Raw genomic sequence first — 20,168 nt, forward strand, 5'->3', positions numbered from 1 at the left:
GAGATGGTGATGCCGGGCGATAATGTGGAAATGAATGTCGAGCTGATCACGCCGATCGCCATGGAAGAGAAGCTGCGCTTCGCTATCCGTGAAGGCGGACGTACCGTCGGCGCCGGTGTTGTTTCCAAGATCGTCGAGTAACAAGAAATCCGGGCAGGGCGGTGCCGTGTGTGCCGCCCCGCTCATTGCTCTTTTTGAAAGTTTAGAAACGGGATCGGTTTGATGGAACGTCAAAACATCCGCATTCGCCTGAAGGCGTTCGATCACCGGGTTCTGGATAATTCCACCCGGGAGATTGTCTCCACCGCCAAGCGCACCGGCGCGAACGTTCGCGGTCCGATTCCGCTGCCGACGCGCATTGAGAAGTTCACGGTGCTGCGCTCGCCGCACATCGACAAGAAGTCGCGCGAACAGTTCGAGATCCGGACTCACAAGCGCCTTCTCGACATTGTTGACCCCACCCCGCAGACAGTTGACGCGCTGATGAAGCTCGACCTGTCGGCCGGCGTGGACGTCGAGATCAAGCTGGGAGCGTAGGGTTATGCGCCAGGAAGATCGTAGAACCGGCGTGATCGCCCGCAAGCTGGGCATGACGCGTATTTTCGCCGATGACGGCGTGCACGTGCCTTGCACCGTGCTGCAGCTGGATGGCGTCCAGGTCGTGTCTCACAAGACCGCTGACCGTGACGGCTATGTCGCTCTGCAGCTGGGTGCCGGCGAAGCCAAGGCCAAGCGGACGCCCAAGGCGCTGCGCGGTCACTTCGCCAAGGCCAATGTGGCTCCGAAGCGCAAGCTGGTCGAGTTCCGCGTTGCCGAGGACGCCCTGATCGAGGTCGGCGCCGAGCTGACGGCCGATCACTTCGTTCCGGGCCAGAAGGTCGACGTTGCCGGCATTTCGATCGGTAAGGGTTTCGCCGGTGCCATGAAGCGGCACAATTTCGGCGGCCTGCGCGCCTCGCACGGCGTGTCGATCTCGCACCGCTCCCACGGGTCCACCGGCCAGTGCCAGGACCCGGGCAAGGTGTTCAAGGGCAAGAAGATGGCCGGTCACATGGGCGCGACCCGCGTGACCACGCAGAATATCGAAGTTGTCCGCGTCGATGCGGATCGCGGCCTTATCCTGGTCAAGGGTGCGGTGCCGGGATCGGCCGGCGGCTGGGTCGAGCTGCGCGATGCCATCAAGGGCTATGGCGACATGGAGCTCCCGCTGCCGGGCAAGTTCCGGACGCTGGACGAAATGAACGCGCCGGCTGCTGAGGCAGCGCCGGCTGTCGAGAACGACGCTGCGCCGGCGGAAGCCGAAGCGGCAGCGACGGACACGGCCGCCGAAGGTGAAGAAGGAACGCAAGCATGAAGATCGAGGTAAAAACCCTCGCGGCGAAGGACGCCGGTGCTATCGATCTCGACGATGCCGTCTTCGGCATCGAAGAGGTGCGCTCCGACCTCCTCCAGCGCGTTGTGAAGTGGCAGCTGGCTGCGCGCCAGCAGGGCACGCACAAGACGCTCGGCCGCTCGGAAATCGCTCGCACGAAGAAGAAGTTCGGCCGGCAAAAAGGCGGTGGCGGTGCACGTCACGGCGCCCGTTCGGCTCCGATCTTCGTCGGCGGCGGCAAGGCACACGGCCCGCGGGTCCGCTCGCACGCCCACGATCTTCCCAAGAAGGTCCGTGCGCTGGGTCTGCGTCACGCCCTGTCCTCCAAGGCCGGTTCCAAGGCGCTTATCATTCTTGATGATGCCGTCCTGACCGAGCCGAAGACGAAGGACCTGCGCGCTTCGCTCGAAGGCCTGGGCATTTCGAACGCCCTGTTCATCTCCGGTGAGCAGGTCGACGAGAATTTCGCCAAGGCTGCTCGCAACCTGCCGCTCATCGACGTGCTGCCCGCTCAGGGTCTGAACGTCTATGACGTGCTGCGTCGCGACACCCTGGTGCTGACGAAGGCCGCCGTGGAAAAGATCCACGAACGCCTGAGCGCGAAGGAGGCTTAAGATGACGGCTGCTGCGCGCCATTACGATACGATCCTGGGACCGGTGATCACGGAAAAGTCCACCCTGCTGTCGGAAGACGGCAAGGTCGTCTTCTTCGTCCCGCTGAGCGCCAACAAGAAGGAGATCGCGGAAGCGGTCGAACAACTCTTCAAGGTGAAGGTGACAGCGGTGAACACGATCAAGGTTCACGGCAAGACCAAGCGTTTCCGTGGCATTCACGGCAAGCGCAATGACCAGAAGAAAGCGGTCGTGACTCTCGCAGAGGGTCACTCGATCGACGTGACGACGGGTCTGTAAGATGGCTTTGAAAACATTCAAACCGACTTCTCCGGGCCGCCGCGCCCTCGTGCTCGTGGATCGCTCCGCGCTGCACAAGGGCCGTCCGGAAAAGACGCTGGTTGAAGGCCTCACCAAAAAGGGTGGCCGCAACAATACCGGTCGCATCACGGCCCGCCGTCGTGGCGGTGGCGCGAAGCGCCTGTACCGTGTGATCGATTTCAAGCGCCGCAAGTGGGATGTGCCCGCGACCGTCGAGCGCCTGGAATACGATCCGAACCGGACGGCTTTCATCGCTCTCATCCAGTATGAGGACGGTGAAAAGGCGTACATCCTGGCGCCGCAGCGCCTGTCGGAAGGCGATGTTGTCATCGCATCCGCCAAGTGCGACGTGAAGCCGGGCAACGCCATGCCGCTGAAGGCTGTGCCGGTCGGTACGATCCTGCACAATGTCGAGATGAAGCCGGAGAAGGGTGGTCAGATCGCCCGTTCCGCCGGTGCATATGTCCAGCTCGTCGGCCGTGACGCCGGCTATGCCCAAATCCGCCTGTCTTCGGGTGAACTGCGCATGGTTCCGGACAGCTGCATGGCGACGGTCGGTGCGGTGTCGAACCCGGACCACCTGAACATCAATCTCGGCAAGGCCGGTCGCAATCGCCACCTGGGTCGTCGCCCGTCCGTCCGCGGCGTCGTGATGAACCCGGTCGACCACCCGCATGGCGGTGGTGAAGGCCGGACCTCGGGCGGCCGTCACCCGGTGACCCCGTGGGGCAAGCCGACCAAGGGTGCGAAGACGCGCAAGAACAAGTCTACGGACAAGTTCATCATCCGCTCGCGCCACGAGCGCAAGAAGCGATAGGGAGCCGACGATGCCTCGTTCTGTCTGGAAAGGTCCGTTCGTCGACGGCTATCTGCTGAAAAAAGCGGAAAAGTCGCACGAGGGCGGCCGCAAGCAAGCGATCAAGACCTGGTCGCGCCGTTCTACCATCATGCCGCAATTCGTGGGTCTGACCTTCCAGGTCCACAACGGCAACAAGTTCGTGCCGGTGCTGGTGACCGAAGACATGGTCGGCCACAAGCTCGGCGAGTTCGCTCCGTCCCGGACCTATTACGGTCACGCGGCGGACAAGAAAGCGAAGCGGAGATAAGCGATGGGACAGTCTGCCAATCCCCGTCGCGTCGCTGACAACGAAGCGCGCGCCAAGCTGCGGATGATCCGCACCAGCCCGCAGAAGCTCAACCTGGTGGCCGCGATGATCCGCGGCAAGAAGGTCGAGCGTGCGCTGGCGGATCTCGAGTTTTCGCGCAAGCGCATCGCCAAGGAGGTTCGCAAGACCCTCGAGTCCGCGATCGCCAATGCCGAGAACAATCATGGTCTCGACATCGACAGCCTTGTCGTGTCGGAAGCCTATGTCGGCAAGAACCTGGTCATGAAGCGGTACAAGGCGCGCGCCCGCGGTCGCGGTGCGAAGATCCTGAAGCCGTTTTCCGAGCTCACCATCGTGGTGCGCGAAGTCGAGGAGGCCGCCTGATGGGTCAGAAAATCAATCCGATCGGTCTGCGCCTTGGCGTCAACCGCACCTGGGAATCGCGCTGGTATGCCGGCGCGGGCGAGTACGCCAAGCTGCTTCATGAGGATCTGAAGATCCGCAAGATGCTGAAGGCGCGCCTGAAGAATGCCAGCGTGTCGAAGATCGTGATCGAGCGCCCGCACAAGAAGTGCCGCGTCACCATCCACACGGCCCGCCCGGGTGTGGTGATCGGCAAGAAGGGTTCGGACATCGAGACGCTCCGCAAGGAACTGTCCAAGATGGTCGACGGCGAGGTTTTCCTGAACCTGGTCGAAGTGCGCAAGCCCGAGATCGACGCCAATCTGGTGGCCGAGTCCATCGCCCAGCAGCTCGAGCGCCGCGTGGCTTTCCGCCGTGCGATGAAGCGTTCGATGCAGTCGGCGATGCGCATGGGCGCCAAGGGCTGCAAGATCGTCTGCGGCGGCCGTCTCGGCGGCGCCGAGATCGCGCGCTCCGAGCAGTACCAGGAAGGCTCTGTGCCGCTCCACACGCTGCGCGCCGACATCGATTACGGAACCGCCGAAGCCAAGACCGCGATGGGCATCATCGGCATCAAGGTCTGGATCTACAAAGGCGAGATCATGGATCACGACCCGATGGCCCAGGAGCGTCGTCTCCAGGAGTCGGGTGAGCAACGTGCCCGTTCGGGCCGTCAAGCCGCGTAAGGATATCAGCCATGCTGCAACCGAAACGCACAAAATTCCGCAAGGCGCACAAGGGCCGCATCAAGGGTGCTGCGAAGGGTGGCTATACGCTGAACTTCGGCTCCTACGGCCTCAAGGCGCTGCAGCCGGAACGCGTCACCGCACGCCAGATCGAAGCCACGCGCCGGGCCATCACCCGTCACATGAAGCGTGCCGGTCGCGTGTGGATCCGCATCTTCCCGGATGTGCCGGTTTCCAAGAAGCCGACCGAAGTCCGGATGGGTAAAGGTAAAGGCTCGCCCGAATTCTGGGCGTGCAAGGTCAAGCCTGGCCGCATCATGTTCGAGATCGACGGTGTTCCGGAGAGCGTCGCACGTGAGGCCCTGGCACTCGGCGCCGCGAAGCTGCCGATCAAGACCAAGATCGTCGCCCGGTTGGGCGAGTAGGAGATCGGGCAATGAGCGATAAAGAACTCAAGGCCGTCGACGTTCGCGCCATGACGGACGACCAGCTCCAGGACGAACTCCTGAAGCGCAAGAAAGAGCAATTCAACCTGCGTTTCCAGCAGGCCGCCGGCCAGCTGGAAAACACCGCTCGCTACGGCAAGGTGCGCCGCGACATCGCGCGCATCCAGACCGTTCAGAGCGAGCGCAAGTCGCAGCAAGAGCAAGGGAGCTAGCGATGCCTAAGCGTATCCTGCAAGGCGTCGTGGTGAGTGACAAAGGTGCCAAGACCGTGGTCGTGCGTGTGGAACGGACCTTCCTCCACCCGCTGCTCCGCAAAACGGTTCGTCGCACCAAGCGTTATCACGCGCATGACGAAGCCAATGCGTTCAAAGTGGGTGACCAGGTCCAGATCCAGGAATGTGCACCCAAGTCGAAACTGAAGCGGTGGGAGGTTGTCCCGGCGCAGGCGTAAGCCCGCAGGCCGAGACCCTTTCCTAAGGAGGATCTGCCATGATCCAGATGCAAACCAATCTGGACGTAGCCGACAATTCTGGCGCCCGCCGTGTGCAATGCATCAAGGTGCTGGGCGGTGCCAAGCGTCGCTACGCCCACGTGGGCGACATCATTGTCGTCTCCGTGAAAGAAGCCATCCCGCGTGGCCGCGTGAAGAAGGGTGACGTCCGCAAGGCCGTCGTCGTTCGCGTGGCCAAGGACATCAAGCGCAAGGACGGTTCCGTCATTCGCTTCGACTCCAATGCCGCGGTGATCATCAACAATAATAACGAGCCGCTCGGTACGCGTATCTTCGGCCCGGTTCCGCGTGAGCTTCGCTCCAAGAACCACATGAAGATCGTGTCGCTGGCACCGGAGGTGCTGTAATGGCTGCCAAGATCAAGAAGGGCGACAAGGTCGTCATTCTCGCCGGCCGCGACAAGGGCAAGACCGGCGAGGTCATGAAAGTGGTTCCGGCCGAGGACAAGGTCTTCGTGGCGGGCGTGAACGTGGTCAAGCGCCACACCCGCCCGACCCAGACCGACCAGGGCGGCATCAAGGAAAAGGAAGCCGCGATCCACGTCTCGAACGTGGCGCTGGCCGATCCGAAAACCGGCGAACCGACCCGTGTCGGCTTCAAGACGCTTGATGACGGCCGCAAGGTCCGTGTCGCCAAAGCATCCGGTGAGGTCATCGATGTCTGAGGTTGACACCTACACCCCGCGCCTTCGTGCGAAATACCGCGACGAGATCAAGGCGCGCATGAAGGAAAAGTTCGGCTACGCGAACGACATGCAGATCCCGCGTCTGGACAAGATCGTGATCAACATGGGCGTCGGCGAAGCTGCCCAGGACTCCAAGAAAATCAAGGGTGCCCTTGAGGATCTGGAAGCCATTTCCGGCCAGAAGCCGGTCAAGACGGTTGCCAAGAAGTCGATTGCAGGCTTCAAGCTCCGCGAGGAGCAGGTGATCGGCGCGAAGGTGACCCTGCGCCAGGACCGTATGTACGAGTTCTTGGATCGCCTGATCACCATCGCCCTGCCGCGTGTGCGTGACTTCCGCGGGCTCAACGGAAAGAGCTTCGACGGTCGTGGCAATTACGCGATGGGTCTGAAGGAACATATCGTGTTCCCGGAAATCGACTATGACAAGGTCGAGAAGATCCGGGGTATGGATATCGTTGTCTGCACCACCGCAGGCAATGATGAGGAAGCGAAGGCCCTGCTGGCCGAGTTCGATTTTCCGTTTACGAACTAACGCAGCAGGAGAGCAGAGCCGCTCGGGCTCTGCACGCAGGAGGACTTAAATGGCGAAATCTTCCGCAGTTGAACGCAATCGCAAGCGGGAACGCATGTCGCAGCGCTATGCTGCCAAGCGGGCCGCACTGAAGGCGATCGCGCGCAATCAGGAACTGCCGGTTGAGGAGCGTTTTGCTGCTCAGCTGAAACTGGCCGGGCTGCCCCGCAACTCGGCTCCGTCGCGCATCCGCAACCGGTGTGAAGTCACCGGCCGCCCGCGCGCATTCTATCGCAAGCTGCGCATGTCGCGTATCGCGCTGCGTGAACTGGCCAGCCAGGGGATGATCCCGGGCATGGTCAAGTCGAGCTGGTAAGAGGGGGCCCGACATGTCTGTGAACGATCCTCTCGGCGATATGCTGACCCGTATCCGCAACGCGCTGATGCGCAACAAGCGGAACGTGAACACGCCGGCTTCGGCCCTGCGCCGCCGCGTGCTTGATGTGCTGAAGAGCGAAGGCTACATCCGCGATTACGCGGAAGTGGAACACGCCAACGGCCAGAAAGAGTTCGAAATCGAACTCAAGTATTTCGAAGGTGACTCGGTGATCCGCGAAATCAAGCGTATCTCCAAGCCGGGCCGCCGTGTGTATTCCGGTGTCAAGGACCTGCCGCTCGTCCAGAACGGCCTCGGCATCGCAATCCTGTCCACGCCCAAGGGCGTGATGTCGGATGCGACTGCTCGCGAGGCCAATGTGGGCGGCGAAATCCTCTGTCACGTGAGCTAAGGGAGCGAGCCAATGTCACGTATCGGTAAACTCCCCGTCGCCATTCCTTCCGGCGTCACCGCGACGCTCCAGGATGGCAGCCTGACCGTGAAGGGGCCCAAGGGCGAACTGTCCATGTCCTTCGTCGACGACGTTACCGTCAGCCAGGGCGAAGATGGCATCACCATCAAGCCGGTCGACGAGTCGAAGAAGGCGCGTGCCATGTGGGGCATGCAGCGGGCACTGGTCGCCAATCTGGTCAAGGGCGTCGCTGACGGCTTCGAGAAGGATCTCGAACTGGTCGGCGTCGGTTACCGCGCCCAGATGCAGGGTTCTTCGCTGAAGCTGTCGCTGGGCCTGTCCCACGACGTCATCTATGACGCGCCCCAGGGGGTTACGCTGGCCTGTCCGAAGCCGACCGAGGTGAAGATCTCCGGCGCGGACAAGCAGAAGGTCGGTCAGGTCGCTGCGGAAATCCGTCGCTTCCGTCCGCCGGAACCCTACAAGGGCAAGGGCATCAAGTATGTCGGCGAATACATTCGCCGCAAAGAAGGCAAGAAGAAGTAGGGCGTGCGATGAAGACTCAACGCGAAAAATCGGTCCGGCGCGCCCAGCGCAACCGCACCCGCCTGCGCAAGTTCGCCAATGGGCGTCCGCGTCTGTCGGTGCACCGGTCCGCGAAAAACATCTATGCCCAGATCATCGACGATGTGGCGGGCAAGACCCTCGTTTCCGCCTCTTCCCTGGAAGAGGTCGCCCTGAAGGAGCATTCCAAGGGCTGGGACACGAAGGCCGCGGAAATCGTGGGCAAGCTGATTGCCGAGCGCGCGGTGAAGGAAGGCGTCAAGGACGTCGTCTTCGACCGTGGCGGTTACATCTATCACGGGCGTGTCAAAGCGCTCGCAGAGGCGGCCCGCGAGGGCGGCCTGAACTTCTAAGGGAGCGGACGTATGGCTCATCAAAACGAGCAGCAGCGTGACCGCGGTGATCGCGGCGATCGCGGCGGCCGTGGCCGCGGCCGCGGACGCGACCGCGAACAGGAACGCGACGACGAGCTCGTAGACAAGCTCGTCCACATCAACCGCGTTGCCAAGACCGTGAAGGGCGGCCGGAACTTCCAGTTCGCCGCGCTCGTGGTTGTCGGCGACGCCAAGGGCCGTGTCGGCTTCGGTCAGGGCAAGGCGCGCGAAGTGCCGGAAGCCATCCGCAAGGCGACCGACGAGGCCAAGAAGACGATGATCCGCGTGCCGCTTCGTGAAGGCCGCACCCTGCATCACGACACCAAGGGCCGTCACGGCGCTGGTAAGGTGATCCTGCGGGCTGCCCCTCCGGGTACCGGTGTTATCGCCGGCGGTCCGATGCGCGCCGTGCTGGAATCCCTCGGGGTCCAGGACGTCGTTGCCAAGTCGGTCGGCACCTCGAACCCGTACAACATGATCCGCGCCACCATGGATGCGCTGCGGTCGCAGTCGAGCCCGCGCTCGGTTGCTGCCAAGCGTGGCCTGAAGGTTGGTGATCTGGTGAACCGCCGCGATGACGGTGCGTCTTCGCCGGAAGCGATCGAAGCGTAAGGACTGCGAACCATGGCCAAGAAAACGCTCCGTGTTCGCCAGACGGGCAGCCCCACGCGCCGCCCTCAGGATCAGCGTGCAACGCTGACCGGTCTCGGCCTCGGCAAGATCGGTCGCGTTCGCGAACTGGAAGACACCCCGGCTGTCCGCGGCATGATCGCCAAAGTCAGCCATATGGTGGAAATCGTCGAGGAGTAGGTCCCTCAAGGGGAAACCGCTCCATCGAATGGAGAACGACATGCGTCTCAATCAACTGCGCGACAATGACGGCGCCGCCAAGCTGCGCACCCGCGTCGGCCGTGGTATCGGCTCCGGCAAGGGCAAGACCGGCGGTCGCGGCGTCAAAGGCCAGAAGTCCCGTTCGGGCGTGGCCATCAAGGGCTTTGAAGGCGGTCAGATGCCGCTTCACATGCGTCTGCCGAAGCGGGGCTTCAACAAGCCGAACCGCAAGAGCTGGGCGGAAGTGAACGTCGGCCGCATCGAGAAGGCCATCGCTGAAGGCAAGATCGACGCGAAAAAGCCGATCAATGCCGAAGTCCTGATCGCGGCCGGCCTGGTCCGTCGTGAACTGGATGGCATCCGCCTCCTTGCGAAAGGTGAGCTCAAGTCCAAACTTGACGTCACCGTTGCCGGTGCCTCCAAGGCGGCCATCGAGGCTGTCGAGAAGGCGGGCGGCAAGGTGACCGTCGCCGTGGCCAAGGCCGCGGAATAGGACCCACGCTGACCTTTCGGGGACGAGTTTATGGCTTCAGCTGCCGAACAGCTTGCTGCGAACATGAATTTCAGCTCCTTCGCCAAGGCGAAGGAGCTGCAACAACGTATTCTGTTCACGATCGGGATCCTGATCGTCTACCGGATCGGTACCTTCGTGCCGATACCGGGGATCGATCCGGTCCAGTATGCGCGTGTGTTTGAACAATTCCAGGGCGGTATCCTGAACATGTTCAACACGCTCGGCGGCGGTGCCGTCGAACGCATGGCGATCTTCGCGCTGAACGTGATGCCGTATATCTCGGCCTCGATCATCATGCAGCTCATGTCCGCCACTATTCCGAGCCTCGAAAAGCTCAAGAAGGAAGGTGGCGAGCAGGGGCGCCAGCAGATCAACCAGTACACGCGTTACCTGACCGTGCTGCTGGCGGCCGGCCAGGCCTTTGCGATCGCGATCGGTATGAACACGCCGAACGCCGACGGCCTGACCATGGCCATCAATCCGGGCCCCTTCTTCATCGCCTCGACGGTGATCACCCTGGTCGGCGGCACCATGCTGCTCTTGTGGCTGGGTGAACAGATCACGTCGCGCGGCGTGGGCAATGGCGTCTCGCTGATCATTTTCGCCGGTATCATCTCGGCCGTGCCGGGCCTGCTCGGCGGTGCGCTGAGCCAGGCGGCTTCGGGCGCCCTGGCGGCGCCGGTCTTCTTCGGCGGCATCCTCCTGGTGCTGGCCGGCCTGGTTCTGGTGGTCTTCATCGAGCGCTCGCAACGCCGGCTTCTGGTGCAGTACCCCAAGCGCCAGCAGGGCAATCGCATGGTCGGAGGCGATACCTCCTTCCTGCCGCTCAAACTGAACACTGCGGGCGTGATCCCGCCGATCTTCGCCTCGTCGCTGCTCTTCCTGCCGGCAACGGCCGCCAGTTTCCAGCAGCAGTCGGGACCGGAATGGCTGCAGACCGTGGTCGCCTATCTCGGCCAGGGCTCGCCGCTCTTCCTGACGATGTATGCGGCGATGATCGTGTTCTTCTGCTTCTTCTACACGTCCGTCGTCTTCAATCCGGAAGATACCGCGGACAATCTGCGCAAGTATGGCGGCTTCCTGCCGGGCATCCGTCCGGGCAAGCGGACCGCGGAATACATCGATTTCGTGCTGTCCCGCCTGACCCTGATCGGCGCGATCTACCTGGTCGTGATCTGCATGGTTCCCATGCTGATGGGCGGCGGTGCGGCCATTGCCCTGGGCGGTACGTCCATCCTCATCGTCGTGTCGGTGACGATGGACACGATTTCCCAGATCCAGTCCCACCTGCTGGCGCACCAGTATGAAGGGCTGATCAAGAAATCGAAACTGCGGGGGCGCAAACGATGAACATCATCCTGTTCGGACCGCCGGGTTGCGGCAAGGGCACGCAAGCCAAGAAACTCGTTTCCGATCGCGGCTGGGTCCAGCTGTCGACCGGTGACATGCTGCGCGCGGCGATTGCGTCCGGCTCCGAACTCGGCAATCGCGTAAAGGCCATCGTCGATGGCGGGAACCTGGTTCCCGACGCGATCGTTATCGAACTGATCGAAGAGCGCCTGCCTGAGGCCGAATCGGCCGGTGGCGCGATTTTCGACGGCTTTCCGCGCACCGTCGCGCAGGCTGAAGCCCTGGATGCGGCGCTCGAGAAGCGCGGTACGCAGGTCGATGCGGTTGTCCGCCTTCTGGTGGATGAACAGGAACTTGTCGCACGCATGGAAAAGCGTGCGGCCGAAGAGGGACGTGCCGACGACAATATCGACGCGTTCAAGGTGCGCCTGAAAGCCTATCAGGATCAGACCGCGCCTCTGCTTCCCTTCTACGCCGCTCAAGGCAAGCTGAAGGAAGTCGAGGGCATGGGGTCGATGGAAGACGTCGCAGCGAGAATTGCTGCGGCACTGGACACGAAGTGACACACACCTGTTGCAACCCCATTGACGGGGCGGCAACGCTGACTGTAGATAGCGCCCTTCGCGAAACGGGCGAGCTCATGCGGCGACCGAAAGGTTGCCCATTGGTTCGTCCGCGAATGGCGTTCTGACTTGGGAGATGGAAAGTGGCCCGTATTGCCGGCGTCAATATTCCGACGAATAAGCGCGTTGAAATCGCGCTTCGCTATATCCACGGCATTGGCCCGGCCAAGGCGAAGGAGATCTGCGAGCAGGTTTCCATCGCTCCGGAGCGCCGCGTTGCCGACCTGAATGACGCAGAAATCCTGCAAATCCGTGAAGTGATCGATCGTGATCACCTCGTGGAAGGGGATCTGCGCCGTGAAGTCGCGGTCAACATCAAGCGCCTCATGGACCTGGGCAACTATCGTGGCCTGCGCCACCGTCGCGGCCTTCCGGTCCGCGGCCAGCGCACTCACACCAATGCGCGCACGCGCAAAGGTCCCGCCAAGCCGATCGCCGGCAAGAAGAAGTAGGGCCCTGAGATATGGCTAAGGAACCGAGCCGCGTTAAGCGGCGCGAGCGTAAGAACATCACGTCGGGCGTCGCCCACGTGAATGCCAGCTTCAACAATACCATGGTGACCATCACCGACGCCCAGGGCAATGCGATTTCCTGGTCGTCCGCCGGTCACATGGGCTTCAAGGGTTCGCGCAAGTCGACCCCGTATGCGGCCCAGATGGCCGCTGAAGACGCTGGCAAGAAGGCAATCGAGCACGGCATGAAGACCATCGAAGTGAAGGTCTCGGGCCCGGGTTCGGGGCGCGAAAGCGCGCTGCGTGCGTTGCAATCGGTGGGTTTCACCATCACCACCATCCAGGACGTCACGCCGATCCCGCACAACGGCTGCCGTCCGCCGAAGCGCCGCCGCGTCTAATCCGCGGCGCGCATTTCGCCTGTTGAACGCGCCGCCGGCCAGGGGCCGGGCGGCTGATGAAGGGGCAGTAAGAACGTGATCGAGAAGAACTGGCAGGAACTTATCCGCCCGATGAAGCCGGAAATCGAGCCGGGGCATGACCCGGAGCGTCAGGCGAAGATCGTTGCGGAACCGCTGGAGCGCGGCTTCGGCATGACGCTCGGCAATGCGCTTCGCCGCGTGCTGCTGTCCTCCCTGCAGGGCGCAGCCGTGACGAATGTCCACATTGACGGCGTGGTGCACGAGTTCTCGTCGATCGACGGTGTGCGTGAAGACGTCACCGACATCGTCCTGAACATCAAGCAGATCGCCCTGCGCATGCATGGCGAAGGCCCCAAGCGGGTTGTCCTGAAGAAGTCCGGTCCGGGCATTGTCACCGCCGGTGACATTGAAGAGACCGCCGATGTCGAGATCGTGAACAAGGACCTCGTCCTGTGCACGCTCGATGAGGGTGCGGAAATCCGCATGGAGTTCACGGTCAACACGGGCAAGGGCTATGTGCCGTCCGAGCGGAACCGTCCGGAAGACGCCCCGATCGGCCTGATCGGCGTCGACTCGCTGTTCAGCCCGGTCAAGCGCGTGTCCTACAAGGTCGAGAACACCCGTGAGGGCCAGGTTCTGGACTATGACAAGCTGACGCTCGAGATCGAGACCGACGGAACCGTCACGCCGGAAGACAGCGTTGCCTTCGCAGCGCGCATCCTGCAGGACCAGTTCCAGATCTTCATCAATTTCGAGGAAGCTGTCGAGGCGCGTCCGGCCGAGGACGACAAGCCCGAGCTCGACTTCAACCCGGCGCTGCTGCGCAAGGTCGACGAGCTGGAACTGTCGGTGCGTTCGGCGAACTGCCTGAAGAACGACAATATCGTCTACATCGGCGACCTGATCCAGAAGTCCGAGGCGGAAATGCTCCGCACCCCGAACTTCGGCCGCAAGTCGCTTAACGAGATCAAGGAAGTTCTCGCCCAGATGGGTCTGCACCTGGGTATGGAAGCGCCGAACTGGCCGCCGGAGAACATCGAGGATCTGGCCAAACGTTTTGAGGATCACGTCTAGGCGGCTGCCGGGAGGCACCCGAACCGGACCTGAGGAGATATAGCCATGCGTCACGGCATCGCACATCGCAAACTGAACCGCACGCACTCGCACCGCAAGGCGATGCTGGCCAATATGGCCGCTTCGCTGATCGAGCACGAGCAAATCGTCACCACCCTGCCGAAGGCGAAGGAGCTGGCTCCGTTCATGGACAAGCTCATCTCGCTGGCCAAGCGCGGTGATATCCACGGTCGTCGTCTGGCCATGTCCCGCGTCCGCAACGAGGACCAGGTCAAGAAGCTGTTCGATACGCTGGGCGGCCGCTATGCCGAGCGCAATGGCGGTTACACCCGCGTGCTGAAGGCCGGCTTCCGTCATGGCGACAATGCGCCGATGGCCGTGATCGAACTCGTCGATCGCGACCCGGCCGCCAAGGGCGCCGTCGACCGCGCGCGCCTGGAAGCAGAAGAAGGCATGACTGAGGAGTAAGGTCTCGGTCATTGCACGTTCAGAAGAAGGCGGCTTTGCTCATGCAATGCCGCCTTTTTTCTTGTCTCAGCTGTGCCTAAGTGGAAGCCATGATCAGACACGTCCTCATCGCCTCTCTCATCGCCTGTTCGCCAGCCCTCGCGCAGGACATTCCCTTCGTCGACAGTTCGGAGCGCGCTGTTCCCGAAAGCCGCACCCAGATGCAGCTGTCCTTTGCGCCCATCGTGCGCGAGGCGACACCGGCGGTTGTGAATGTCTATTCGCGGCGCGTGGTCGCCGCGCAGCACCCCTTCGCCAACGACCCGTTCTTTTCGCGCATGTTCCGCAGCCAGCCACGCGAGCAGAATTCTCTGGGCTCTGGCGTCATTGTCGATGCGTCCGGTGTGATCGTCACCAATAATCACGTCGTCAACAATGCCACCGAGCTGCGTGTCGTCCTCGCCGACCGCCGTGAATACGAGGCGGAGATTCTCCTGACCGACGAGGCGACCGATCTGGCGGTCCTGCGAGTCGAGACCGACGAGCCGCTGCCGGTCATGCCCTTCGATATGGCCGGCGACATCGAGGTCGGCGATCTGGTTCTGGCGATCGGCAATCCGTTCGGTGTCGGCCAGACCGTGACATCCGGTATCGTGTCCGCCCTGGCGCGGACAGAAGTGGGCGGCAGCGATTTCGGTTCCTTCATCCAGACCGATGCGGCGATCAACCCCGGGAACTCCGGGGGCGCGCTGGTCGACATGGATGGCGAGCTCGTCGGCGTTAACACCATGATCTTCTCCCGCTCCGGCGGGTCGAACGGGATCGGTTTTGCCATTCCGGTCGAGATGGTTCGCCGTGTGGTCGATACCGCGCTGGGCGAGGGCGAACTTGTTCGCCCCTGGCTTGGCGCTCGTCTGCAGCCGGTGGATGGCGACCTGTCCCGCGCACTCGGCCTGAACCGGCCGCGCGGTGCACTGGTCAACGAGGTCTATCCCGGCGCCGCGGCCGACGAGGCCGGACTGCGCCGCGGTGACATCGTGATGGCCGTCGACGGACGCGAGATCAATGATGAGGCGGGCGCCCGTTTCCGGCTGGCCACAAGAGCTGCCGGCGAGGCGGCCAGCTTCACCGTCCTGCGCGACGGCGACGAGCTGTCGCTCGACGTGCCTGTCGAGCCGGCACCGGGCGAGACCGAGCCAGCGCCGTTCGATGCGACCGGCCGCAACCCGTTGTCCGGCGCGCAGCTGGTCGAGATGTCGCCGGCCTTCAATGAACGCGTCGGGCTCGATCCTTTCCTGGAAGGGGTGGTGATCTACCGGGTCGCAGGGCGTTCTGTCGCGGCGAATGTCTTCCGGGCCGGTGACCGGGTGATCGAACTGATGGGTGAGCCGGTTCGCGACATAAACGACCTCGCCGATATCCTGCAGAGCCGGGACGGAGAGCGGATCTGGCCGATCGTGGTCGAGCGTCGCGGCCGCCGGTACGAGACCGCATTGCGGCTCTACTAGCGCTGCTCGCTCTGCGGCTTCAGCGCGACCAGGCTCCAGACATGACCGAACGGGTCCCGCAGCTTGCCGTGGCGGCCGAAGAACTCGTCGCGGCAGGGGCGGATCGGGGCGGCGCCCGCCGCCACGGCCCGCTCGAACCAGGCATCTGCGTTGTCGACATTCAGATTGATCGTCGACGTGGTTCGATTGCCGAGCGTCTTCGGTGAGACATTCCCGATCTGGCCGTCCGGATCGGGAAATTCATCGGCCAGCATCAATATCCCGCCATTGATGCGCACGGTGGCATGGCCCAGCTTCCCGTCGAAATCATACCGTTCAATCGTCTCGGCCTCGAAGGCGCGGGCGTAAAAGTCCAGCGCTGCCGCCCCGTCATGGACGCTGAGATAGGGCACGACTCTCATTTCTGGACTGACGGTCTCTGTGACGACTGTGGTTTCGGGCATGCTGAGCCTCTCCGACAAGCGGCAGCGAATCTAGCAGGTGAAGTCTTCTACGTCTCTGCAAACCCGCCTAGTGTCCGGTCATGACCGATCTGTTCCAATCCGCCGGGCTGGAGGAGGCCGCGCCGCGGCCGCTGGCTGACCGGTTGCGCCCGAAAACCCTCGACGAAGTCGTTGGCCAGGATCATCTGCTGACGGGTACCGGGCCGATCGCCCGGATGCGGGCGCAGGGCCGTCTGGCCTCGCTGATCCTGTGGGGACCGCCCGGCGTCGGCAAGACGACGATCGCGCGCCTGCTGGCCGAGGACAGCGATCTTGAGTTCGAGCCTCTCTCGGCGGTTTTCTCCGGTGTGGCCGACCTGAAAAAAGCCTTCGAGCGTGCCCGGGCCCGCCGGGCAGCCGGCCGGGGTACGCTGCTCTTTGTTGACGAGATCCACCGCTTCAATCGCGCCCAGCAGGACGGTTTCCTCCCGGTGGTGGAAGAGGGGACCGTCACGCTCGTCGGTGCGACAACCGAGAACCCGTCCTTCGAGCTCAATGCGGCTTTGCTGTCGCGCTGTCAGGTCCTGGTCCTCAAACGCCTGGACGATGCGGGCCTCGACCAGCTGATCGCCCGCGCCGAGACCGAGATGGGCCGCACCCTGCCGCTCGACGACGGCGCACGCACGGCACTTCGCTCGATGGCGGACGGGGATGGCCGCTACCTGCTCAACCTCGTCGAGGAGGCCTTCACCTTCGATCCGGCCACGCCCTTCGATGCCGCGGCCCTGGCTCAGCTTCTCAACAAGCGGGCGACAGCCTACGACAAGGATCGCGAAGAGCACTACAATCTCATTTCCGCGCTCCACAAATCGGTGCGCGGCTCCGATCCGGATGCCGCGCTCTACTGGTTTGCGCGCATGCTGGAGGGCGGCGAGGACCCGCTTTTCCTGGCGCGCCGTCTGGTGCGCATGGCATCGGAAGAGATCGCCATCGCCGATCCCACGGCCCTGATGATCGCCAATGAGGCGGCGCGGACCTACGAGCGCCTGGGCTCGCCCGAGGGCGAGCTGGCGCTGGCCCATGCCGTGGTGCATCTGGCTACCGCACCCAAGTCCAATGCCGTCTATGTCGCCTACAAGCGCGCCCGCCGGCTGGCCAAGGAGACCGGCTCGCTCATGCCGCCGGCGCATATTCTCAACGCCCCGACCAGGCTCATGGAGCAGCAGGGATACGGCAAGGGCTATGAATATGACCACGATGTCGAGGGCGGCGTGTCCGGCCAGGATTACTTTCCGGCCGAAATGAATGAGCGCCCGGTGCTCTACGAGCCGAAGGACCGCGGCCGCGAAGCGGCGATCCGCGAACGGCTGGAGCGCTGGCGGGCCCTGCGCAATGAGCGCCGCAAGGGCTAGTCGGGCGAACTCGGCGTCGCGTCTTCCATCTCGCAGGCGGCGCCTTCTGCGGCCTCGCGGTCCAGTGGTTCCAAGCCAATGGCTTCGCGCCGTTCGGTTAGTGTGTCCGGCTCGGCGATCTCGTGCAGGGTGACGGTGCCGTCGGCGCAGTGCGACTGCGTGCCGTAGGGCTGGGGCCGGTCTTCGGCGAGCGCGTGACGGTCGGCCATAGCGGCGAAGGCGGCGCTGTCATATCCGCCTGCCAGGGCGACGGGCTCCAGCGCTGCGACGATACGGCCGAGATTGGCGTCGTCGCGTTCGGCCACGCGCAGGAGTTCGCGGGCCGGCCGGGGTTGCAGGGCGTGGAAGTCTGCGAAGCTCTGCGGATCCAGCTGGGCGGCTGCCCAAGCGGTGTTCTCCGCCTGCAGGGCGTCGATCCGCGTTTGTCCCGCCTGCATGATCGGGCCGCGTGCGCCGCCCTCCAGGTCGGTGCGGGCAATAACCGGATAGACCAGATCGGCAGCAAAGCGCTCCCGCGCCGTGCGCGATGCCAGCTCGCCGATAACGCTGTTCCACTCGTCCCAGCGGCTTTCGGTCAGTGCGATGAGGGTGGCGGCGTCGGTTGGTTCGGCCGGTGTTTCCGCCGCTGCCTCCTGTGCAGGCTCGCCGTCAGGCGTTGTGTCCTGCAGCAGTATGAGGGCGGCAAGGGCAATCAGATACATCAGACGACTCCGGCGTTGCTGCCGGCAGTCTATGTCCTGGCAGCCCTGTGCCAAGGGCCCAAAACAAAAGCGGGCGCCGCTGGAGCAGCACCCGCTTTCGTTGGGTCGGGCGATCCCGGGCCGCCGGCGTGTGAGGGGAGCCGGTCGGCGGATCGAAGCCTGATGGGGGAGGGATTAGGCGAGGGCGCTGGAAAGCGCGATCGTCATGGCCCCAAACACACCGGCCACGAACAGGATGTTGACCACCGTCGAGAGGGTCGAAGAAACGCGGGTCATCAGCAAAAGTCCTTTGGTCTTGGCGAGCCGGCCGTCCCGGTTCGCGTGTTGGTAAATAAGGACTTAGCCGGGTTTCACAATGGACGTTTCACCAGAGTAGCCATGCAAAAATGCAAAATTAAATGGATTTCATATGTTAATGTGGGTCGTTTTGTCGCAACCCGAAATGTCCGGGCGGGCCCGCCCTGTTGCCGTGCTTGCCAATCCGGCGGGGCCGTCCTATCGAGCGGCGTATGAACCATATCCTTCTCATCGCAGCGGGCGGGGCGGGCGGTGCCGTGTCCCGGCATCTTGTCGGCCAGGCGGCGCTGCGCTGGCTGGGACCGCAAATGCCGCTGGGCCTGCCCTGGGGGACGCTGGCCGTGAATGTCGTCGGCGGTCTGGCGATGGGGCTCCTGGTCGGCTGGCTCGCCCTGGCGGGGCGGGGTGAGGCCGACCAGTATATCAGACTGGCGGGGGCTGTAGGATTTCTCGGGGGGTTCACCACCTTCTCGGCCTACTCCCTGGAACTCGCCACGATGATCGAACGCAAGGCCTATACGCTGGCGTTCGGTTATGCGGCGGGATCGGTTCTGCTGGCCCTGGGCGCGGTGTTCGCCGGGCTGATCATCATGCGCAAGGTACTGACATGAGTGGCGTTCAAACCCTGAAGGTCGAGCCGTCCGAAGATGGCTCCCGCGTCGATCGCTGGTTCAAGCGGCGCTTTCCGCACGTCCCCGCGACGATGGTGCAGAAGCTCTGCCGCAAGGGGCAGATCCGTGTCGATGGCGGCCGTGTAAAGGGGGATAGCCGTGTTTCCGAGGGCCAGGAAGTGCGGGTTCCGCCGCTGCCTGAACCGGGCGAGAAACCGGCCCGGCCGACTCTGTCGGCCGAAGATACCGCCTTCGTGAAATCCCTCGTGATCTACGAGGACGACGAGCTGATCGCTTTCAACAAGCCCGCAGGCCTGGCCGTGCAGGGCGGGTCGAAGACCCAGCGGCATCTCGATGGCCTGCTGGACGCTTTCGGTACGGGCCTCGACCGGCCGCGCCTGGTGCACCGGCTGGACAAGGATACCTCCGGCGTCCTGATCGTCGGCAAGGGCCCCAAGGCGACGGCCAAGCTGGCGAAGGCGTTTCAGTCGCATCGCACCAAGAAGACGTATTGGGCCATTGCCCTGGGCGTTCCCAAGCCCAAGCAGGGCGAGGTCAAGGGCTTCATGAAGAAGGCCGGCGGCGCCGGCGGTGATGCCGAGCGCGAGACCATGATCGCCGCCTCGCACGGCGATCCGGGCGCAAGCCACGCCCTGACCCGCTATACCGTCGTCGCCGAAGCCGGCCAGAAGGCCAGCTGGGTCGCGTTGCGCCCGGTCACCGGCCGCACCCACCAGCTGCGGGTCCATCTGGCCGCGATGGGGCATGCCATTCTTGGCGACCGCAAATACACCTGCGACCGTCCGGCCCCGGAAGATCTCGACCGGCGTCTCTGCCTGCATGCCAGACGGCTGGAGATCCCGCGGGACAAGGGGGCGCCGCTGGTGCTCACTGCGGATCTGCCCAAGCCGACCCAGAAGATCTTCGACACACTCGGCTTCTTCGCCAACGAGATCGACGAGGCACGCGTCGAGGATGAGCTGGCCTAGGCTCAATCGACATTCAAGGATTCACAAAGTTGGTCGGGGTGTGATTCATAGGGTTCCAGATTCGTTTATCTGGAGCGTTGGATGTCACGACCGAAGCGCTACGAGCTAAGTGCGGAACAATGGGATCGGATCAAGGA

Annotated in this window: 33 protein-coding genes and 1 pseudogene; 32 read left to right on the plus strand and 2 right to left on the minus strand. The window is 63.4% G+C overall.

Annotated features, from left to right (window positions below; genetic code table 11):
* The 29 genes and pseudogenes from tuf to ABJO18_RS06690 form a co-directional block, all read left to right on the plus strand.
* Positions 1-141: pseudogene (tuf, locus tag ABJO18_RS06550) on the plus strand (elongation factor Tu); the annotation flags it as partial.
* An 81-nt stretch (positions 142-222) separates the two neighbouring features.
* On the plus strand, positions 223-537 hold the full coding sequence (gene rpsJ, locus ABJO18_RS06555) for a 30S ribosomal protein S10 (RefSeq protein WP_011643734.1): 315 nt from the start codon (positions 223-225) through the stop codon (positions 535-537).
* A gap of 4 nt (positions 538-541) precedes the next feature.
* On the plus strand, positions 542-1,354 hold the full coding sequence (rplC, locus tag ABJO18_RS06560) for a 50S ribosomal protein L3 (RefSeq protein ID WP_348506349.1): 813 nt from the start codon (positions 542-544) through the stop codon (positions 1,352-1,354).
* The gene (rplD, locus tag ABJO18_RS06565) at positions 1,351-1,986 is read left to right on the plus strand and encodes a 50S ribosomal protein L4 (RefSeq protein WP_271185307.1); all 636 of its coding nucleotides are present in this window, start codon (positions 1,351-1,353) and stop codon (positions 1,984-1,986) included. The genes rplC and rplD overlap by 4 nt, the downstream gene beginning before the upstream one ends.
* Before the next feature lies 1 nt (position 1,987).
* Complete coding sequence (locus ABJO18_RS06570) at positions 1,988-2,284, plus strand: 50S ribosomal protein L23 (RefSeq protein WP_271185308.1); 297 nt, start codon at positions 1,988-1,990, stop codon at positions 2,282-2,284.
* Between the two features lies 1 nt (position 2,285).
* On the plus strand, positions 2,286-3,122 hold the full coding sequence (gene rplB, locus ABJO18_RS06575; protein WP_271185309.1) for a 50S ribosomal protein L2: 837 nt from the start codon (positions 2,286-2,288) through the stop codon (positions 3,120-3,122).
* Positions 3,123-3,132: 10 nt separating this feature from the next.
* Positions 3,133-3,411, plus strand: a complete 279-nt coding sequence (rpsS, locus tag ABJO18_RS06580; protein ID WP_271185310.1) for a 30S ribosomal protein S19 — start codon at positions 3,133-3,135, stop codon at positions 3,409-3,411.
* 3 nt (positions 3,412-3,414) lie between these two features.
* Positions 3,415-3,795, plus strand: coding sequence for a 50S ribosomal protein L22 (rplV, locus tag ABJO18_RS06585; protein WP_271185311.1), 381 nt, complete (start codon positions 3,415-3,417; stop codon positions 3,793-3,795).
* Complete coding sequence (gene rpsC / locus ABJO18_RS06590; RefSeq protein ID WP_271185312.1) at positions 3,795-4,499, plus strand: 30S ribosomal protein S3; 705 nt, start codon at positions 3,795-3,797, stop codon at positions 4,497-4,499. The genes rplV and rpsC overlap by 1 nt, the downstream gene beginning before the upstream one ends.
* An 11-nt stretch (positions 4,500-4,510) precedes the next feature.
* Positions 4,511-4,924, plus strand: coding sequence for a 50S ribosomal protein L16 (gene rplP / locus ABJO18_RS06595; RefSeq protein WP_271185313.1), 414 nt, complete (start codon positions 4,511-4,513; stop codon positions 4,922-4,924).
* A gap of 11 nt (positions 4,925-4,935) precedes the next feature.
* Positions 4,936-5,157 (plus strand): 50S ribosomal protein L29, encoded by a 222-nt coding sequence (gene rpmC / locus ABJO18_RS06600; protein WP_271185314.1) that lies wholly within the window; start codon positions 4,936-4,938, stop codon positions 5,155-5,157.
* A gap of 2 nt (positions 5,158-5,159) precedes the next feature.
* A complete protein-coding gene (gene rpsQ / locus ABJO18_RS06605) occupies positions 5,160-5,396 on the plus strand; it encodes a 30S ribosomal protein S17 (protein WP_271185315.1) in 237 nt (78 codons plus the stop codon).
* Between the two features lie 38 nt (positions 5,397-5,434).
* A complete protein-coding gene (gene rplN / locus ABJO18_RS06610) occupies positions 5,435-5,803 on the plus strand; it encodes a 50S ribosomal protein L14 (RefSeq protein WP_271185316.1) in 369 nt (122 codons plus the stop codon).
* The gene (gene rplX, locus ABJO18_RS06615) at positions 5,803-6,120 is read left to right on the plus strand and encodes a 50S ribosomal protein L24 (protein ID WP_271185317.1); all 318 of its coding nucleotides are present in this window, start codon (positions 5,803-5,805) and stop codon (positions 6,118-6,120) included. The genes rplN and rplX overlap by 1 nt, the downstream gene beginning before the upstream one ends.
* Positions 6,113-6,673: a 50S ribosomal protein L5 gene (gene rplE, locus ABJO18_RS06620; protein WP_271185318.1), complete on the plus strand. Its 561-nt coding sequence runs from the start codon at positions 6,113-6,115 to the stop codon at positions 6,671-6,673. Before rplX ends, rplE begins: the two co-directional genes overlap by 8 nt.
* A 49-nt stretch (positions 6,674-6,722) precedes the next feature.
* Positions 6,723-7,028: a 30S ribosomal protein S14 gene (gene rpsN / locus ABJO18_RS06625; protein WP_291889877.1), complete on the plus strand. Its 306-nt coding sequence runs from the start codon at positions 6,723-6,725 to the stop codon at positions 7,026-7,028.
* Between the two features lie 13 nt (positions 7,029-7,041).
* Complete coding sequence (gene rpsH, locus ABJO18_RS06630) at positions 7,042-7,440, plus strand: 30S ribosomal protein S8 (protein ID WP_271185320.1); 399 nt, start codon at positions 7,042-7,044, stop codon at positions 7,438-7,440.
* 12 nt (positions 7,441-7,452) lie between these two features.
* On the plus strand, positions 7,453-7,986 hold the full coding sequence (rplF, locus tag ABJO18_RS06635; RefSeq protein WP_348515804.1) for a 50S ribosomal protein L6: 534 nt from the start codon (positions 7,453-7,455) through the stop codon (positions 7,984-7,986).
* An 8-nt stretch (positions 7,987-7,994) separates the two neighbouring features.
* Entirely contained in the window at positions 7,995-8,357 is a 363-nt protein-coding gene (gene rplR, locus ABJO18_RS06640) for a 50S ribosomal protein L18 (protein ID WP_271185322.1), read from the plus strand.
* 12 nt (positions 8,358-8,369) lie between these two features.
* The gene (rpsE, locus tag ABJO18_RS06645) at positions 8,370-8,990 is read left to right on the plus strand and encodes a 30S ribosomal protein S5 (RefSeq protein WP_271185323.1); all 621 of its coding nucleotides are present in this window, start codon (positions 8,370-8,372) and stop codon (positions 8,988-8,990) included.
* Between the two features lie 12 nt (positions 8,991-9,002).
* Positions 9,003-9,188 carry a 50S ribosomal protein L30 gene (gene rpmD, locus ABJO18_RS06650; protein WP_271185324.1) on the plus strand — a complete coding sequence of 62 codons (186 nt, stop codon included), beginning with the start codon at positions 9,003-9,005 and terminating at the stop codon, positions 9,186-9,188.
* Positions 9,189-9,228: 40 nt separating this feature from the next.
* Positions 9,229-9,702, plus strand: coding sequence for a 50S ribosomal protein L15 (rplO, locus tag ABJO18_RS06655; RefSeq protein ID WP_271185325.1), 474 nt, complete (start codon positions 9,229-9,231; stop codon positions 9,700-9,702).
* Positions 9,703-9,732: 30 nt separating this feature from the next.
* The gene (gene secY, locus ABJO18_RS06660) at positions 9,733-11,073 is read left to right on the plus strand and encodes a preprotein translocase subunit SecY (protein ID WP_348507880.1); all 1,341 of its coding nucleotides are present in this window, start codon (positions 9,733-9,735) and stop codon (positions 11,071-11,073) included.
* Positions 11,070-11,636 (plus strand): adenylate kinase, encoded by a 567-nt coding sequence (locus ABJO18_RS06665; protein WP_291889867.1) that lies wholly within the window; start codon positions 11,070-11,072, stop codon positions 11,634-11,636. The genes secY and ABJO18_RS06665 overlap by 4 nt, the downstream gene beginning before the upstream one ends.
* Positions 11,637-11,779: 143 nt before the next feature.
* Positions 11,780-12,148, plus strand: coding sequence for a 30S ribosomal protein S13 (gene rpsM, locus ABJO18_RS06670; RefSeq protein WP_271185327.1), 369 nt, complete (start codon positions 11,780-11,782; stop codon positions 12,146-12,148).
* A gap of 11 nt (positions 12,149-12,159) precedes the next feature.
* Positions 12,160-12,549, plus strand: a complete 390-nt coding sequence (gene rpsK / locus ABJO18_RS06675) for a 30S ribosomal protein S11 (RefSeq protein ID WP_348507881.1) — start codon at positions 12,160-12,162, stop codon at positions 12,547-12,549.
* 75 nt (positions 12,550-12,624) lie between these two features.
* Positions 12,625-13,644, plus strand: a complete 1,020-nt coding sequence (locus ABJO18_RS06680) for a DNA-directed RNA polymerase subunit alpha (protein WP_271185329.1) — start codon at positions 12,625-12,627, stop codon at positions 13,642-13,644.
* 45 nt (positions 13,645-13,689) lie between these two features.
* Complete coding sequence (gene rplQ, locus ABJO18_RS06685) at positions 13,690-14,112, plus strand: 50S ribosomal protein L17 (RefSeq protein ID WP_271185330.1); 423 nt, start codon at positions 13,690-13,692, stop codon at positions 14,110-14,112.
* Positions 14,113-14,201: 89 nt separating this feature from the next.
* Positions 14,202-15,599 carry a Do family serine endopeptidase gene (locus tag ABJO18_RS06690; protein WP_348507882.1) on the plus strand — a complete coding sequence of 466 codons (1,398 nt, stop codon included), beginning with the start codon at positions 14,202-14,204 and terminating at the stop codon, positions 15,597-15,599.
* On the opposite strand, the gene ABJO18_RS06695 is transcribed toward ABJO18_RS06690, so the two are convergent.
* A complete protein-coding gene (locus tag ABJO18_RS06695) occupies positions 15,596-16,042 on the minus strand; it encodes a VOC family protein (RefSeq protein WP_348507883.1) in 447 nt (148 codons plus the stop codon). The two genes, ABJO18_RS06690 and ABJO18_RS06695, sit on opposite strands and share 4 nt — an antisense overlap.
* A gap of 80 nt (positions 16,043-16,122) precedes the next feature.
* Here ABJO18_RS06695 and ABJO18_RS06700 point away from each other — a divergent pair, with 80 nt between their 5' ends.
* Positions 16,123-17,433, plus strand: coding sequence for a replication-associated recombination protein A (locus ABJO18_RS06700; protein ID WP_348507884.1), 1,311 nt, complete (start codon positions 16,123-16,125; stop codon positions 17,431-17,433).
* Here ABJO18_RS06700 and ABJO18_RS06705 read toward each other — a convergent pair.
* Complete coding sequence (locus tag ABJO18_RS06705; protein WP_348507885.1) at positions 17,430-18,134, minus strand: hypothetical protein; 705 nt, start codon at positions 18,132-18,134, stop codon at positions 17,430-17,432. The genes ABJO18_RS06700 and ABJO18_RS06705 overlap by 4 nt on opposite strands.
* Positions 18,135-18,643: 509 nt before the next feature.
* Here ABJO18_RS06705 and crcB point away from each other — a divergent pair.
* Positions 18,644-19,042, plus strand: a complete 399-nt coding sequence (gene crcB, locus ABJO18_RS06710; RefSeq protein WP_348515805.1) for a fluoride efflux transporter CrcB — start codon at positions 18,644-18,646, stop codon at positions 19,040-19,042.
* Entirely contained in the window at positions 19,039-20,031 is a 993-nt protein-coding gene (locus ABJO18_RS06715; RefSeq protein WP_348509387.1) for an RluA family pseudouridine synthase, read from the plus strand. The genes crcB and ABJO18_RS06715 overlap by 4 nt, the downstream gene beginning before the upstream one ends.
* Positions 20,032-20,168 lie beyond the last annotated feature (137 nt).

The organism is Maricaulis sp., assembly GCF_039978735.1.
GTDB lineage: Bacteria > Pseudomonadota > Alphaproteobacteria > Caulobacterales > Maricaulaceae > Maricaulis.

What these genes read in the sequence shown, in the direction of transcription:
- rpsQ (WP_271185315.1), top strand. Translation starts at nt 5,160, where the DNA reads ATGCCTAAGCGTATCCTGCAAGGCGTCGTGGTGAGTGACAAAGGTGCC.
- rplR (WP_271185322.1), top strand. Translation starts at nt 7,995, where the DNA reads ATGAAGACTCAACGCGAAAAATCGGTCCGGCGCGCCCAGCGCAACCGC.
- rpsC (WP_271185312.1), top strand. Translation starts at nt 3,795, where the DNA reads ATGGGTCAGAAAATCAATCCGATCGGTCTGCGCCTTGGCGTCAACCGC.
- rplV (WP_271185311.1), top strand. Translation starts at nt 3,415, where the DNA reads ATGGGACAGTCTGCCAATCCCCGTCGCGTCGCTGACAACGAAGCGCGC.
- rplP (WP_271185313.1), top strand. Translation starts at nt 4,511, where the DNA reads ATGCTGCAACCGAAACGCACAAAATTCCGCAAGGCGCACAAGGGCCGC.
- ABJO18_RS06705 (WP_348507885.1), bottom strand. Translation starts at nt 18,134, where the DNA reads ATGTATCTGATTGCCCTTGCCGCCCTCATACTGCTGCAGGACACAACG.
- rplN (WP_271185316.1), top strand. Translation starts at nt 5,435, where the DNA reads ATGATCCAGATGCAAACCAATCTGGACGTAGCCGACAATTCTGGCGCC.
- ABJO18_RS06715 (WP_348509387.1), top strand. Translation starts at nt 19,039, where the DNA reads ATGAGTGGCGTTCAAACCCTGAAGGTCGAGCCGTCCGAAGATGGCTCC.
- rpsS (WP_271185310.1), top strand. Translation starts at nt 3,133, where the DNA reads ATGCCTCGTTCTGTCTGGAAAGGTCCGTTCGTCGACGGCTATCTGCTG.
- ABJO18_RS06665 (WP_291889867.1), top strand. Translation starts at nt 11,070, where the DNA reads ATGAACATCATCCTGTTCGGACCGCCGGGTTGCGGCAAGGGCACGCAA.
- secY (WP_348507880.1), top strand. Translation starts at nt 9,733, where the DNA reads ATGGCTTCAGCTGCCGAACAGCTTGCTGCGAACATGAATTTCAGCTCC.
- rplX (WP_271185317.1), top strand. Translation starts at nt 5,803, where the DNA reads ATGGCTGCCAAGATCAAGAAGGGCGACAAGGTCGTCATTCTCGCCGGC.
- rplF (WP_348515804.1), top strand. Translation starts at nt 7,453, where the DNA reads ATGTCACGTATCGGTAAACTCCCCGTCGCCATTCCTTCCGGCGTCACC.
- rpsN (WP_291889877.1), top strand. Translation starts at nt 6,723, where the DNA reads ATGGCGAAATCTTCCGCAGTTGAACGCAATCGCAAGCGGGAACGCATG.
- rpsJ (WP_011643734.1), top strand. Translation starts at nt 223, where the DNA reads ATGGAACGTCAAAACATCCGCATTCGCCTGAAGGCGTTCGATCACCGG.
- rpsE (WP_271185323.1), top strand. Translation starts at nt 8,370, where the DNA reads ATGGCTCATCAAAACGAGCAGCAGCGTGACCGCGGTGATCGCGGCGAT.
- rpmC (WP_271185314.1), top strand. Translation starts at nt 4,936, where the DNA reads ATGAGCGATAAAGAACTCAAGGCCGTCGACGTTCGCGCCATGACGGAC.
- rplB (WP_271185309.1), top strand. Translation starts at nt 2,286, where the DNA reads ATGGCTTTGAAAACATTCAAACCGACTTCTCCGGGCCGCCGCGCCCTC.
- rplC (WP_348506349.1), top strand. Translation starts at nt 542, where the DNA reads ATGCGCCAGGAAGATCGTAGAACCGGCGTGATCGCCCGCAAGCTGGGC.
- rplQ (WP_271185330.1), top strand. Translation starts at nt 13,690, where the DNA reads ATGCGTCACGGCATCGCACATCGCAAACTGAACCGCACGCACTCGCAC.
- rplO (WP_271185325.1), top strand. Translation starts at nt 9,229, where the DNA reads ATGCGTCTCAATCAACTGCGCGACAATGACGGCGCCGCCAAGCTGCGC.
- ABJO18_RS06695 (WP_348507883.1), bottom strand. Translation starts at nt 16,042, where the DNA reads ATGCCCGAAACCACAGTCGTCACAGAGACCGTCAGTCCAGAAATGAGA.
- rplE (WP_271185318.1), top strand. Translation starts at nt 6,113, where the DNA reads ATGTCTGAGGTTGACACCTACACCCCGCGCCTTCGTGCGAAATACCGC.
- rpmD (WP_271185324.1), top strand. Translation starts at nt 9,003, where the DNA reads ATGGCCAAGAAAACGCTCCGTGTTCGCCAGACGGGCAGCCCCACGCGC.
- rpsH (WP_271185320.1), top strand. Translation starts at nt 7,042, where the DNA reads ATGTCTGTGAACGATCCTCTCGGCGATATGCTGACCCGTATCCGCAAC.
- crcB (WP_348515805.1), top strand. Translation starts at nt 18,644, where the DNA reads ATGAACCATATCCTTCTCATCGCAGCGGGCGGGGCGGGCGGTGCCGTG.
- ABJO18_RS06700 (WP_348507884.1), top strand. Translation starts at nt 16,123, where the DNA reads ATGACCGATCTGTTCCAATCCGCCGGGCTGGAGGAGGCCGCGCCGCGG.
- ABJO18_RS06570 (WP_271185308.1), top strand. Translation starts at nt 1,988, where the DNA reads ATGACGGCTGCTGCGCGCCATTACGATACGATCCTGGGACCGGTGATC.
- rpsK (WP_348507881.1), top strand. Translation starts at nt 12,160, where the DNA reads ATGGCTAAGGAACCGAGCCGCGTTAAGCGGCGCGAGCGTAAGAACATC.
- rplD (WP_271185307.1), top strand. Translation starts at nt 1,351, where the DNA reads ATGAAGATCGAGGTAAAAACCCTCGCGGCGAAGGACGCCGGTGCTATC.
- ABJO18_RS06690 (WP_348507882.1), top strand. Translation starts at nt 14,202, where the DNA reads ATGATCAGACACGTCCTCATCGCCTCTCTCATCGCCTGTTCGCCAGCC.